The sequence below is a fragment of the Micromonospora sp. NBRC 110038 genome (assembly GCF_020884815.1).
In the GTDB taxonomy this organism is placed as follows: domain Bacteria; phylum Actinomycetota; class Actinomycetes; order Mycobacteriales; family Micromonosporaceae; genus Micromonospora; species Micromonospora haikouensis.
On the sequence record NZ_BBOL01000005.1, the window covers coordinates 391,178 to 403,457 of the forward strand.

Sequence of the window (12,280 nt, forward strand, 5' to 3'; positions counted from 1 at the left end):
GGCAGCCACCGTACCTCGCGTAACCGGGCGCGGCCATGGCTTGCCTGCGAACCGGGCGGCAACTCGACACCACACCCAGGTTGCGCGCGCCCCGGGCGCTATTCCGGGCGGGCGAAGGGGACCGTCGGCTGCACCGTGAGGTCGGCCGGCCCGAGGGGCAGGTCGGTCTCCTCGGCGGGCGGGTGCTCCGCCCGCGGCGCGCTCTCGTCCGGTGACCCGGATTCGGTCCGGCCGGCGAGGTACAGCGCCGCCGCCAACAGCACGCAGGCCGCGAAGGCCGCCACCAGCCCCCGGCCGTACTCGACCTGGAAGCCGTCCTCCGAGGAGTAGAGGGCCTGCCGGCCCGAGTCGTCCAGCGACACCGACGTGGCGACCAGGACGCCGACCAGGGCCGTCGACAGGGCGAGGCCGGCGACCCGCGCGTCGTGCCGCACGGCGGCGCTGCCCCGCAGGGCCAGGGCCGCAGCCGTGACCAGCGCGAACAGGCCCACCAGATAGCCCAGCCCGAAGCCGCCGACGTCGGACACCCCGCCCGGCACCCGCAGCGTGTCGCCCTCGGGCCCCCCGGTCGGCACGGTCATCACCAGCCACTCCCCGACCAGCGAGGCGAACGCGGCCACCCCGCCGAGGCCGGCCGCCACCAGCGGGATCCGGCGGTCCCGCCCGAGCCGGGACAGCGGGCGACCCACCCGCCCCGACGGGGCAGGTTCGGGCCCACCCCACTCCACGACGCTGGCACCGCCGGCCCGGCTGTCCTGCCGGGGGATGGAAAGATCGTCGGACATCGGCCACCTCTCCGCGTTCGTGGGCCTGAACCTCGCGGGCCTGAACCTCGTGGGCCTGAGCCGAATCATGACACAGCAGGCACCGCGTGGCCGGGAACGCGACCGCCACGATCGGCGTGGCCGGATCACGGGCACCGGGTCGCCCGCCGCCCGGCTTTCGGTTAGCGTCGGCTCATGCCTATCCGTACCGCTTCCGCACGCTGGCAGGGCGATCTCACCGAGGGTTCCGGCACGGTCCGCACCGGCAAGGGCGGGCTCCAGGGAAACTACTCCTTCAAGTCGCGGTTCGAGGAGGGCGAGGGCACCAACCCCGAGGAACTCATCGGGGCGGCCCACGCCGCCTGCTTCTCGATGGCGTTCTCCAAGCAGCTCGCCGACGCCGGCGCGACCGGCACGTCGGTGGAGACCACCGCGAAGGTGCACTTCGACAAGACCGACGCGGGGATGACCGTGACCCGGATCGACCTGGAGACGGTCGGCCAGGCCCCGGGGCTCGACGAGGCCCAGTTCGCCAAGCTGGCCGAGACCGCCAAGGAGAACTGCCCGATCTCGCGCCTGCTCTCCCCGGGTGCCCAGATCAGCCTCACGGCCCGGCTCGCCTCCTGAGGCTCCCCGCGCCCACGTGACACGGAGGGTCCCCGTCCGCACGGACGGGGACTTTTCCGTACGAGAGGGATCTTGGGCCCCGTGCGCGGGGGCGGCTCGGGGACAATGGGGGCGTGGCGGTCCAGATGAGCCGGGAGCGCTTCGAGGAACTGGTCGGGGACGCCCTCGACGAGGTCCCCGAGGAACTGCTGCGGCTGATGAGCAACGTGGTGATCCTCGTCGAGGACCACCCGCCCCCCGGCGACGAGGACCTGCTCGGCCTCTACGAGGGGCACGCCCTCACCGAGCGGGGCTGGGACTACGCGGGCGTCCTGCCGGACCGCATCTTCATCTACCGGCACCCCATCCTGCGCATCTGCGACAGCGAGGAGGACGTCGTCGACGAGGTGGCGGTGACCGTGGTGCACGAGATCGCCCACCACTTCGGCATCGACGACGAACGGCTGCACGACCTCGGCTGGGGCTGACGGGTCGGCGTCGGAGTCCCCTCCGTCCGGTCCGCGCCGGCGTCCCCGTCCCCGTCCCCGTCCGTCCGGTCCGCGCCCCGCGACGGCGGGCCGGCCCCGCTCGGCCGATGTCACCGGTTGCGCTGGTCACCTACCCTCCGGGCAGACACCCCGAGTCAGGAGGCATTTCCATGCGCAGCGCGCTGTTCTCCGCCGAGAACCTGGAGAAGGAGTCCACCCAGCCCGGCATGCGGCTGCAGAACTCCAAGATGTTGAAGATCGAGCTGAACGGCGAGGCGATGGCCCGGGTCGGGTCGATGGTCGCCTACCAGGGTCAGGTGCAGTTCCAGGCGCTCGGCTCCGGCGGCCTGGGCAAGTTCCTCAAGCAGAAGCTCACCGGCGAGGGCGTCCCGCTGATGAAGCTCACCGGCCGGGGCGACGTCTTCCTCGCCGAGCTGGCCAAGGACGTGCACATCATCGACCTGGAGCCCGGCGACGCCCTGTCGATCAACGGATCCAGCGTGCTGGCCTTCGACTCCACCCTGCAGTACGACATCCGCATGGTCGGCGGCGCCGGGATGGCCTCCTCGTCCGGCCTGTTCAACTGCGTCTTCACCGGCCACGGCCGGATCGCGATCACCACGAAGGGCACCCCGGTGGTGCTCAACGTCGACGCCCCGACCTACGTCGACCCGCAGGCCGCCGTCTGCTGGTCGGCCAACCTCCAGACCGGCTACCACCGGGCCGAGCAGTTCGGCCTGGGCACGCTGCTGGGGCGCAGCACCGGCGAGGCGTTCACGATGAGCTTCGCCGGGCAGGGCTTCGTGGTGGTGCAGCCCTCCGAGGAGCCGCCGATCGCGGGCAGCGGCGCCCAGGAGCAGCAGGGCGGCCTGCTCGGCGGCCTGCTGAGCTGACCCGTCGCCGGGCCGGCGACGAGCTGACCCGGGCGGGGCGCCCGACACGGGGCGCCCCGGTCTCAGCTCGCCGCCGCGAGCCGGGCCGGCGAGGCCGGGGTCAGCTCAGCTCGCCGGCGCGCAACCGGGCCAGCCAGGCCGCCGCGTCGGCGTAGTCGGCGTCCGACAGGCCGGCCGGTGCGGGGATGGGCCGGTCGCCCGCCGGCTGCGCCCACCGGTGCCGGGGGTACGACCCGAGGAACCGCACCTGGGCACAGACCCGGCGCAACCCCTGCAACGCCTCCCCGAGCCGTGGCTCGGCGACGTGGCCGGTGCAGTCGAGGAAGAAGACGTACCGGCCCAGCGCCTCGCCCGTCGGGCGGGACTCGATGCGGGTCAGGTTCACCCCGCGCACGGCCAGTTCCATCAGCACCGACAGCAGCGCGCCCACCCGGTCATGGGCGATGTAGACGGCCAGCGACGTGAGGTCGTCCCCGGTGGGGGGCGGGGGCGGGCCCGGGCGGGACAGCAGCGCGAAGCGGGTCACCGCGTCGGGATGGTCGGCGATCTTGTCGGCGAGCACCGCCAGCCGGTGCCGGGCGGCCCCGATCGGGGCGCAGATCGCCGCGTCGTACTCGCCCGTCGCCGCGCCCGCCGCGGCGGCCCCGTTGGAGAGCACGTCGACCACGACCGCGTCCGGCAGGTGGGCGCGCAGCCAGCCCCGGCACTGCGTGGACGCCTGAGGATGGGCGGCCACCGAGCGGATCTCCTCCGGCGACGTCCCCGGGCGGGCGCCGAGCACGAACTCGACCGGCAGGATCACCTCCCGGGTGATCACCAGCGGTTCCCCCTCGGCCAGCTCGTCCAGGGTCACGCCGACCGCGCCGCCGATCGAGTTCTCCAGCGGCACCAGGGCCGCGTCGGCCTCGGAGGCGCGGACGCTCTCCAGGGCCTCGCCGACGCTGCGGGCGGGCGTGCGGGTGCCGCGCTCGGCGGCCGGCACGGTGCGCAGCGCCTGCTCGGCGAAGGTGCCCTCGGGGCCGAGGTAGACGAAACGGGTGGGCGGTGTTCCCGGCATGCCGCCAGCCTACGCACCCGGTACGGCACCGGGGACGGCGTCGCAGGCGAGTGCCCGGATGCCGGGCGGCCCGGCCACCCGTACCTCGATGGTGCAGACGTCGGTGCCGGCGGTGACCAGCTCCAGGTCGCCCGGCCGGCCCCGGGTGACCACCTGCAGCTCCTCGTGCCCGGTCACCCGCAGCACCGTGTACTGCCAGTCCCCGGCGCAGAGCGGGCCGTCGCCCGCCCGTACCGCGACCGAGCGGGACAGCACCCCGGCCGGGCCGCGCAGCAGCGCGACGACCCGGTCCACCGACGGGCCGTCGGGGCAGGGGCCGGCGACCAGGTCGGAGGCCGGGGTGGTCGGCGGCCCCGCCGCCGGCGGGGTGAGCGGTGTCGCCGGGCCGGTGGGCGGGGCGGAGGCCGACGGGGTGGTGCCGGGCGTGCCGATGCTGGGCAGGGCGGCGGGCTGGCGCAGCTCCGGCGGCGTGCCGCAGCCGGCGAGCGTGCCGGCGAGGACGGCGAGCAACACGACCGCGCCGGGGACCCGGAGCGAACCGGAGCAGCCGGGCACCCGGGAGGAACCGGCGTGACCGGGCGCGCGGGACGGACCGGGGGCGCCGGGCGCGCGGGACACCGGTCGGTGCGGTGCGGATGGCGGCACGAGCCGATCCTTGCATCGGAGGACGTCGTTGTGGCCGGGCGGCCGAGCTCATCGTAGGAGCCATCGGCCTGGCCGTGAAGGCCCACCGGGCAGGTCTCGCGCGGGCGACCGTCCGGGGGCCGTCAGTCGAGGACGCGGTGGCCGGCGCGGCGCAGCGCTGCGGTCGCCTCGCCCAGCCGCACGGCCGGGACCAGCACGTGGTCGGTGTCGTACGTGGAGAACGCCACCGGATCGACCCGCGCCTCGGTCAACGGGCCGATGAGCGCGGCCAGGGTGCCGGTCACCGCCTGCCCGAGCGGGCCGACGATCCGCAGGCAACGCCAGTCGGTCTCCACCTCGGCCGGCGCGCGGGGGACCGGGCAGATCACGGAGACCCCGTCGGCGGCCCAGCTCACGCTGACCACCTCGGCGTCGCCCAGTTCGCCCCAGAGGGCGGGCCCGAGGACGGAACCGGCGACCAGCCGGCACACCGCGTATTCCCCCGGCAGCAGAGCGACATCGACCATGAGGGCACCCTACGGCCTGGCGGGTGTCCGCCACAGCTCCCGAGGGTGCGGCGGATGCCACATTCGCCCAGGTCAGGCCCGCAGTGCGGCGCATCGGTCCACAGGGCAGCCGGGATCGGGCCGCAGCGGAGCCGGGTCAGACCTCGGAGAAGAAGGTCAGCGACCCGGCGACCCGTCCGTCGGTGAGCACCGGCGTCGAGATGGCGTCGACCGTCGGGTCCGTCCGGCCCGCCGCCGCGGCCTGCACCCGCAGCAGCCCCCGGGCGAGACGCCCGGAGTGCAGGGCGAGCAGCGGCGGGATCTTGTCGGTCTCCTGCTCGGTCAGCTCGCCCCGGTGGGCGGTGAAGTCGAGCAGCCGCAGGCAGCCGTCGAGCAGGGGCAGGCCGATCACGTCGTCGGGACAGCCCAGGCAGAGCAACTCGCAACCGGACGCCGACACCGCGACGACCCGGGTGTCGGCGTCGATCAGGAGGCAGGGCTCGTCGGCCCGGGTCACGGTGGCGGACCACTGCCCGAAGTTGTCGGACTTCTGCTCCAGCGGTGTCCGGGCGGTGGGCGCGAACACTTCCGAGAGCGAGAGTTCGACGTGGGCCACCGCGCCTCCTATGTACACCGACGGTCTGTCCACGCTAACCGGTCGTTGTGGGTGCCGCCGACCGCGCTGGGGCCGCCGGGACGCCGGGGATCGGTTGCCCTCACCCGGGCGTCCGGCGCCGGCGCGGCCGGTGGTTGCTCCGGGTGCGGGCCGGACCGCGTGGCGTCGCGGGAGACGTTACCGGCGGTTGGCCGGCTTGTCAGCCGCCGTTCGGCCGCCGTCGTACCACCGGTAGTCGCCTGCTGGACGGTACGTGCCGTTCATCCAGGTCCCCGGGTGCTGCGCCACGCGGGCGAGTTTCTCGGCCGTGGCCGGGGTGATCCGGTTGCCCCCGGCCACGAGCAGGCGGTCCAGCTCGCGGTGGGTGGCCATGAGGCAGTCCTTCGGCAGGCCGTACACGCTGATGACGCCGGAACCGACGAAGGTCAGCACCGGCGTCACGGGAATGGGCAGTCCCACCGCCTGGGAGAGCACCTTGCTCGCCCGCTTGGCGTCCCGGCGGGCCTCGGCCACGTACGGCGGGCGCTTGCCGTTGATCTGCACCACGTCACCGGCTACGAGCACCCGGGCGCGACCGTGGTCGGCGATGGTCACCGCGAACAGGCCGCCCGGCCCGATGGCGAGGAACCCGGCCCGGTCGTCCTGCGCGGGGTCGAGGAGGAGATCCGTGGTGTCCGTGCGAGGCCACTCGACGACGTGCCACCCCGGCCCCAGATGGTCGAGCCGGCCCAGGGCGCGGGCCCCGGCCGCTTCCAACCGGCGGGCCCCCCGCTCGGCGCGCCGCCGCCGGGCCCACTCCAGGGGGCTCGGACGGGTCGGGTCGAGCACCCCGGGGGCATCCGCCCTGGGGTGTGGCACCGAGACGGGCGGCAGTGCCCGTGCGGTGGGTGCGGCTCGACGTGCGGGAAAGACAGTCATCGCGACCTCCGGCAAAAGGTCCCTCGAAGTTATGTCCTCACTACCCTACGTTGACATACCGGGTACCCGGCAAGTCGGAGCGCCGGAGTGAGTGCGGATGAATGCCATATTCATCCACAGACGTTTTACCGGATGCCGCCAAACCCTGCCCTACCCTTGGCCGGGTGACCCACTACGTGGACAGTGAAGTCGGCCGCCTCGGCACCGTGCTGCTGCACCGACCGGGCCCCGAACTGGCCCGACTCACCCCCCGGAACAACGACTCGTTGCTGTTCGACGCTATCCCATGGGTCGGACGGGCACAGGAGGAGCACGACGCGTTCGCCGCCGAGCTGCGCGCCCGCGGGGTGGAGGTGCTCTACCTCGCCACCCTCCTCGCCGAGACCCTCGCCGTCGCCGAGGCCCGCACCGAGCTGACCGAGCAGGTGCTCAGCTCGCCCCGGCTCGGCGACACCCTGCGCCGCCGGGTGGCCGACCACCTCGCCTACCTCGACCCCGCCGCCCTCGCCGACGTGCTCATCGCCGGGCTCGCCCACGAGGAGCTGCGGATCAGCCGGGAACGGCCCGGCGGGCTCGTCTACTCCCTGATGGACCGGCACGACTTCGTCATCGATCCCCTGCCCAACCTGCTGTTCACCCGCGACTCGTCACTGTGGATCGGCGACCGGGTCGGGGTCACCAGCCTGGCCATGCCAGCCCGCCGAAGAGAGACGAGCATCACCGACGCGATCTACCGGCACCACCCGCGCTTCGTCGGCACCGAGTTCGTCTACCACCCGAGGCTGGAGCACCTGGAAGGCGGCGACGTGCTGCTGCTGGCCCCGGGCGTGCTCGCGGTCGGGGTCGGCGAGCGCACCACCCCGGCCGGCGCGGAGCGGCTCGCCCGGCAGGTCTTCGCCGCCGGGCTGGCGCACACCATCCTGGTGGTGCCGATCGCCCAGGAACGCGCCACCATGCACCTGGACACCATCTGCACGATGGTCGACGTCGACGCCGTGCTGATGTACGCGAACGTGGCGAGCAGCCTCGTCGCGTACACGGTGGTCGCCGGCCCCGACGGCGAGCCGCAGGTGGACGGCCCCGCGCCGTTCCTGCGGGCCGCCGCCGACGCGATGGACCTCGACCAGCTCCGGGTGATCGACACCGGCCTCGACCCGGTCACCGCCGAGCGGGAGCAGTGGGACGACGGCAACAACACCCTCGCCATCGCCCCCCGGCTCTGCGTCGGTTACGAGCGCAACACCGGCACCAACGCCCAGCTGGAACGGGCCGGCATCGAGGTGATCCCGATCGCCGGCTCCGAGCTGGGCTCCGGCCGGGGCGGCCCGAGATGCATGTCCTGCCCCCTGGTCCGGGAGTAAGGAAGGGCCCCTGTCGACGCGAGACGTCGCACAGGGGCCCTTCCTGACGCGCGGCTCAGCGCAGGGTGAGCTGCCGGCCGAGCAGGCCGTGCCGGGCGCGGCGGCCCGCCGCGTCCAGCGGCTCCTTCTCGGCGAGGGCCTCGGCGTAGCGCTCGGCGAACTCCCGCACCGGCTCCTCCCAGTCGGCCGCCGGGACGTCCTCGGGCAGGTCCCAGACCGGCACGAGGCGTCCGTGCGCGCGGAACATGCCGGCGAACTTCGTGCCCCCGGCGAGCGGCAGCGTGCCGGCGGCGCTCAGCCGCGCCAGGGCGTCCAGCGCGGCGTCCTCGTCGTCGGGGAGCACCCAGCGGACGTGCGCCTTCTCCGGCACCTGACACCAGTACGCCGCCCGCGCCGCCGCCAGCCGCACGGTCGGGTAGATGGCCGCGTTGGCCCGCTCCAGCGACGCCTGGACGGTCGGGTCGTCGGCCGCCCCCGGGTCGAGCCAGAACTCGAAGCCCTCGTGCATGCTGATCTCCAGCGGCCCGTCGACCAGGATGTCCTGGAGGCGGGGGCCGGGGCCGGGCAGCGGCGGCACGGTGACCGTCCGGCCCGGCTCGGTGCGCAGCGCGCAGAGCAGCGCCTCGGCCAGGTCCCGGGAGACGTCGCCGGACTGCTGGTGGCGCTGGAGCCCGACGAAGACCCGACCGTCCGCCTTGGTCATCGCCGGGGCGGCCATCGGCAGCACGGTGGCCAGGGTGACCGGGCGGTCGCCGTGCTCCTCGACCAGCTCGGGGACGAGCCGCAGCGGCGCGGACGCGGCGGGGACCAGCTCACGCAGGGCGATCCACTCCGGCTCGTCGGCCAGCCCCTCGAACGGTCGGGGCACGAAGACGTCCCGCACCTTCTCCCGCTTCCCGGTGGCGCTGACGTCGGCGGCCCGCTGGATCCTTCTACGCTTGCTCACGGCGAGACAGCCTAGAGCCCACGGCCCGCCGGGGTGGGGAGGACCCGCCCCGCACGGACGGCCCGGCGTGGCTCAGCCGGCGGCGACGAGATCGGTGCGGGGCGTGGCGGCGGGGTCGAACTCGGCCCACACGCACTGCCCGAGGCCGTCCCGGTCGACGCCCCACCGGCTGGCCAGGCCGGCGACGATGTGCAGGCCCCGGCCGTCGACCGCATCGGGGCTGGTGACCCGGACCAGCGGCCCGGCGGCGGCCCCGCCGTCGGTGACCCGGAGCTGGACGAACTGCCCGTCGGGGGTCCGGCGCAGCCGCCAGGCCACCCGGACCACCCCGCCGGGGAGCGCCTCGGCGTGCCGGACGGCGTTGCCGACCAGCTCGGCCAGGACCGCCACCAGGTCGGCCAGGAGCATCGACGGCACGACGTCGGCCAGCTCGTCGGCGAGCCGGTGCCGGGCCAGGCGCGCACCGGTCGGGTGGTGCGGCACCACCACGCACCACGACCTCTCGACCGGCTCTCCCGCCACCGTCGCTTCCTCTCGCCCCACCACACCCCGGCCGCGGAGACCTGCCTCGCAACCGTGGCCCCGGCCCCGCCGGCCGGGCTCACCCGCGTGGCAGCCGGACCTCTGCGACCGTACCGCCACCTTCCCTCGGCCGGAGGGACACCCAGCCGTTCTGCTGTTCAACGATCCGGCGGACGAGATAGAGGCCGAGACCCGCCCCCGGATATCCCCGGCGGTCGCCGGACTCGCCCTGCCAGAACCGGTCGAACGCCCGCTCGACGTGCTCCGGCCGGATGCCGATGCCCCGGTCGCTGACCCGCAACGACACGGTCCGCTCGTTGCCTCCGGCGGTGATCTCGATCGGGGTGTCGGGCGCCGAGTACTTGCCGGCGTTGGTCCCCAGCTCGGTCAGCACCGTCGTCAGCGACTGCCGGCTGCCGAGCGCCTTCGGCAGGCCCTCGGGCACGTGCAGGACGACCCGGCGGCGCAGGTCGGTGGGCAGGTCGGCGACGGCGGCCCGGAGCGCCTCGCCCAGGTCGAACGGGACGGACGGCTCGCCGGGCCGGCCCTCGGTGGCCGAGGTGAGCAGCCGGTCGACCAGCCGGGCCAGTTCGTTGGCCCGCTGCCCGATGACCCGGGCGGCCTGCCGCCGGTCGGTCTCGGTCAGGGAGTCCCAGTGCTCGGTGAGGGTGTCGGCGTACCCCTTGATGACGGTGACCGGCGTGCGCAGCTCGTGGCTGGTCACCGCGACGAAGAGGTCCCGGTCCTGGTCGCGGAGCTGCTGGTCGGTGATGTCCCGGAAGGTGACCACGCGCAGCGCCCCGGGGCCCGGCAGCTCGCCCGAGGTGATCTTGATCCAGCGGCCGTCGGGCAGCCGGTGGTCGAGGACCTGCCCGGACGGGGGGAGGGGGAACGGCAGGGCGCGGTTGAGCGACTCCGCGACCGACCGGCCGGTCACCTGGGCGGCGGCCGGGTTCCAGAGCCGGACGCGCCCGTCCCGGTCGACCACGGCGAGCCCGTCGGCCAGCGCCGCGACCACCGGGCCGTCGCCGTGCACCGGCAGCCCGCTCTGGTCGCTGTACATGTGGGCGATGCAGGAGGCGATGTACGCCACCACCTCGTGCTGCCCGGCGGCCGTCGAGTCGTCGTCGTCCGGGTAGAACGCGTGCAGGCTGCCGACGGTCAGCCCGCCGATCTCGGCGCGGGCGGCCACCATCCGACGCAGCCCCCGGTCGACCAGCTCGGCGCCGATCGGGCCGGGGATGCGGTCCACCCGGATGTCACGGACCCGCGGGCCGGAGAGCAGGCAGACGGTGGCCGGGTCGGTGGGCGACACGGGCCGGCCGACGGCCCACTCGGCACCCCCGGTCGCGGCGATCACCCGGCCGCCGGTGGGCGCGAACTCCACGAAGGCGGTGCTGGCCGCCCCGATCGCCGGCTGGACCACTTGGAGCAGCCGGGCGAGGACGGGCAGACCGGCTTCACCAGAGTTGATCATCTCGATAACCCTGCCATGGCCGGTTATCAGGGCGGCGAGGTCGGTACGCTCCGGCATGTCCCGAGTGTGCCGCGCCGACCCGCTCCCCGACACCCCCGCGCGGGCGGCCCCGGCACCCGCGCCGCCCGGCGAACCCGGCCTGACCAGCCAGCGGACGACGCCGCCCCGCCGGTTCACCGGCCCCGTCCGGTGCGGAGGCGACCTCGGCGGCGGACGATGCCGCCCGACCCGTTCACCGGCCCAGCCGGGCCAGCGCGTGCGCCGGCCGGTCGGTGATGATGCCGTCCACCCCGACGTCGAGCAGCAGGTCCAGTTCGGCGGGCTCGTTGACGGTCCAGACGTACACCTGGTGGCCGGCGGCCCGCAGCGCGGGAACCAGGCGCGGCCGGGCCCGGACCAGCTCGACCCCCGGCCCGGCGATGCGGGTGCCGAACGGCAGCCGGCCGAGCCGCAGCCAGCGCGGCAGCACCTCCAGCAGGAGCACCGTGGGCAGCCCGGGGGCGAGGTCGCGGACGCGGCGCACGGCCAGCGGCGAGAAGGACATCACGGTGACCTGGACCAGGGCGTCCGGGTCCGGCTCGGCCAGGCCGTAGCGGCGCAGCAGGGCCACCAGCCGGCGCTCCACGTGCCCGCCGTACCGCGAGGGGTGCTTCGTCTCGATCAGCAGCCGCACCGGGCGGCCGGCGGCCAGCACCGCGTCGAGCAGCCGTTCGAGGGTGAGCAGCCGCGTGTGCGACTCGTCGGGCAACTCGTCGCCGTCGGGCGGCACGCAGCCCGGGTGCCAGGAGCCGAAGTCCAGCGCCTCCAGCTCCGCCAGCGTGCGGACGCTGACCAGGCCGGTGCCGTTGCTGGTGCGGTCCAGCCGCCGGTCGTGGACGCAGACCAGGTGCCCGTCGCGGGTCAGCCGGACGTCGCACTCCAGCCCGTCGACGCCCTCGTCGAGGGCCCGCAGGTACGCGGCGAGCGTGTGCTCCGGCAGGTCCGCCGAGGAGCCGCGGTGCGCGAAGACCAGGGGGTCACCCATGCCCGTCGCCCGTCGCTCTCAGATGACCTGGCCCGGCCCGCCGTCCCCGGCCACCACGGGTCGGCCGACGGCCGCCCACTGGCGCATTCCGCCGTCGGCGTTGCGCACCTGGTCCCAGCCGTTGTTCCGCAGGTAGGCCACCACCTGCGCCGAGCGCCCGCCGGAGCGGCAGATGACCGCCACGTCGCGGTCGGTGGGCACCTCGGCCATCCGGGCGGGCAGCTCCATCATCGGCAGGTGGTGGGCGCCGGGGGCGTGCCCGGCGGCCCACTCGTCGTCCTCGCGGACGTCGAGCAGGTAGGTGTCGTCGGCGATCTCGGTCACGGGCACGGTGGGAACCTGGGGTCCGAACACGGTCACCAAGCCTAGAGCCTCGCCCGGCCGCCCGGTCGGGGGCGTGCGAATCCGGGCGGGTCGGGACGAATCCGCAGGTCAGCGGCGGGTGGGGAGGTGAAGGTGGGGGCGGCTCGGCGGCGGG

At 74.8% G+C, this 12,280-nt stretch carries 15 protein-coding genes; 4 read left to right on the top strand and 11 right to left on the bottom strand.

Annotated features, from left to right (window positions below):
- Positions 1-98: 98 nt before the first annotated feature.
- Complete coding sequence (locus tag LPU61_RS20105) at positions 99-785, bottom strand: hypothetical protein (protein ID WP_229405730.1); 687 nt, start codon at positions 783-785, stop codon at positions 99-101.
- 174 nt (positions 786-959) lie between these two features.
- On the opposite strand from LPU61_RS20105, the gene LPU61_RS20110 reads away from it, so the two are divergent.
- The 3 genes from LPU61_RS20110 (at position 960) to LPU61_RS20120 (ending at position 2,751) form a co-directional block, all read left to right on the top strand.
- On the top strand, positions 960-1,391 hold the full coding sequence (locus LPU61_RS20110) for an OsmC family protein (protein WP_043960915.1): 432 nt from the start codon (positions 960-962) through the stop codon (positions 1,389-1,391).
- A 125-nt stretch (positions 1,392-1,516) separates the two neighbouring features.
- Positions 1,517-1,858 (top strand): metallopeptidase family protein, encoded by a 342-nt coding sequence (locus LPU61_RS20115; RefSeq protein ID WP_043963608.1) that lies wholly within the window; start codon positions 1,517-1,519, stop codon positions 1,856-1,858.
- 170 nt (positions 1,859-2,028) lie between these two features.
- Positions 2,029-2,751 (top strand): AIM24 family protein, encoded by a 723-nt coding sequence (locus tag LPU61_RS20120; RefSeq protein ID WP_043960914.1) that lies wholly within the window; start codon positions 2,029-2,031, stop codon positions 2,749-2,751.
- Between the two features lie 100 nt (positions 2,752-2,851).
- On the opposite strand, the gene pheA is transcribed toward LPU61_RS20120, so the two are convergent.
- From pheA to LPU61_RS20145, 5 genes are all read right to left on the bottom strand, one after another.
- Positions 2,852-3,808: a prephenate dehydratase gene (gene pheA / locus LPU61_RS20125; RefSeq protein ID WP_043960913.1), complete on the bottom strand. Its 957-nt coding sequence runs from the start codon at positions 3,806-3,808 to the stop codon at positions 2,852-2,854.
- A 9-nt stretch (positions 3,809-3,817) separates the two neighbouring features.
- On the bottom strand, positions 3,818-4,453 hold the full coding sequence (locus LPU61_RS20130) for a hypothetical protein (protein ID WP_374199697.1): 636 nt from the start codon (positions 4,451-4,453) through the stop codon (positions 3,818-3,820).
- Positions 4,454-4,575: 122 nt separating this feature from the next.
- On the bottom strand, positions 4,576-4,959 hold the full coding sequence (locus tag LPU61_RS20135; RefSeq protein ID WP_043960912.1) for an ACT domain-containing protein: 384 nt from the start codon (positions 4,957-4,959) through the stop codon (positions 4,576-4,578).
- Between the two features lie 136 nt (positions 4,960-5,095).
- Positions 5,096-5,554: a hypothetical protein gene (locus LPU61_RS20140; RefSeq protein WP_043960911.1), complete on the bottom strand. Its 459-nt coding sequence runs from the start codon at positions 5,552-5,554 to the stop codon at positions 5,096-5,098.
- A 177-nt stretch (positions 5,555-5,731) separates the two neighbouring features.
- Complete coding sequence (locus LPU61_RS20145; RefSeq protein WP_043960910.1) at positions 5,732-6,472, bottom strand: hypothetical protein; 741 nt, start codon at positions 6,470-6,472, stop codon at positions 5,732-5,734.
- 164 nt (positions 6,473-6,636) lie between these two features.
- Here LPU61_RS20145 and LPU61_RS20150 point away from each other — a divergent pair, with 164 nt between their 5' ends.
- Positions 6,637-7,833: an arginine deiminase gene (locus LPU61_RS20150; RefSeq protein WP_043960909.1), complete on the top strand. Its 1,197-nt coding sequence runs from the start codon at positions 6,637-6,639 to the stop codon at positions 7,831-7,833.
- 55 nt (positions 7,834-7,888) lie between these two features.
- Here LPU61_RS20150 and LPU61_RS20155 read toward each other — a convergent pair whose 3' ends face one another.
- The 5 genes from LPU61_RS20155 to LPU61_RS20175 all read right to left on the bottom strand — a co-directional run bounded on the left by LPU61_RS20155 (position 7,889) and on the right by LPU61_RS20175 (position 12,156).
- The gene (locus LPU61_RS20155; RefSeq protein WP_043960908.1) at positions 7,889-8,779 is read right to left on the bottom strand and encodes a DUF5926 family protein; all 891 of its coding nucleotides are present in this window, start codon (positions 8,777-8,779) and stop codon (positions 7,889-7,891) included.
- Between the two features lie 72 nt (positions 8,780-8,851).
- A complete protein-coding gene (locus tag LPU61_RS20160; protein ID WP_229405851.1) occupies positions 8,852-9,268 on the bottom strand; it encodes an ATP-binding protein in 417 nt (138 codons plus the stop codon).
- A gap of 112 nt (positions 9,269-9,380) precedes the next feature.
- Positions 9,381-10,835 (bottom strand): PAS domain-containing sensor histidine kinase, encoded by a 1,455-nt coding sequence (locus LPU61_RS20165; protein ID WP_229405731.1) that lies wholly within the window; start codon positions 10,833-10,835, stop codon positions 9,381-9,383.
- Positions 10,836-11,010: 175 nt separating this feature from the next.
- Positions 11,011-11,802, bottom strand: a complete 792-nt coding sequence (locus tag LPU61_RS20170; protein WP_229405732.1) for a glycerophosphodiester phosphodiesterase family protein — start codon at positions 11,800-11,802, stop codon at positions 11,011-11,013.
- Positions 11,803-11,820: 18 nt separating this feature from the next.
- Complete coding sequence (locus tag LPU61_RS20175) at positions 11,821-12,156, bottom strand: rhodanese-like domain-containing protein (protein ID WP_043963601.1); 336 nt, start codon at positions 12,154-12,156, stop codon at positions 11,821-11,823.
- Positions 12,157-12,280 lie beyond the last annotated feature (124 nt).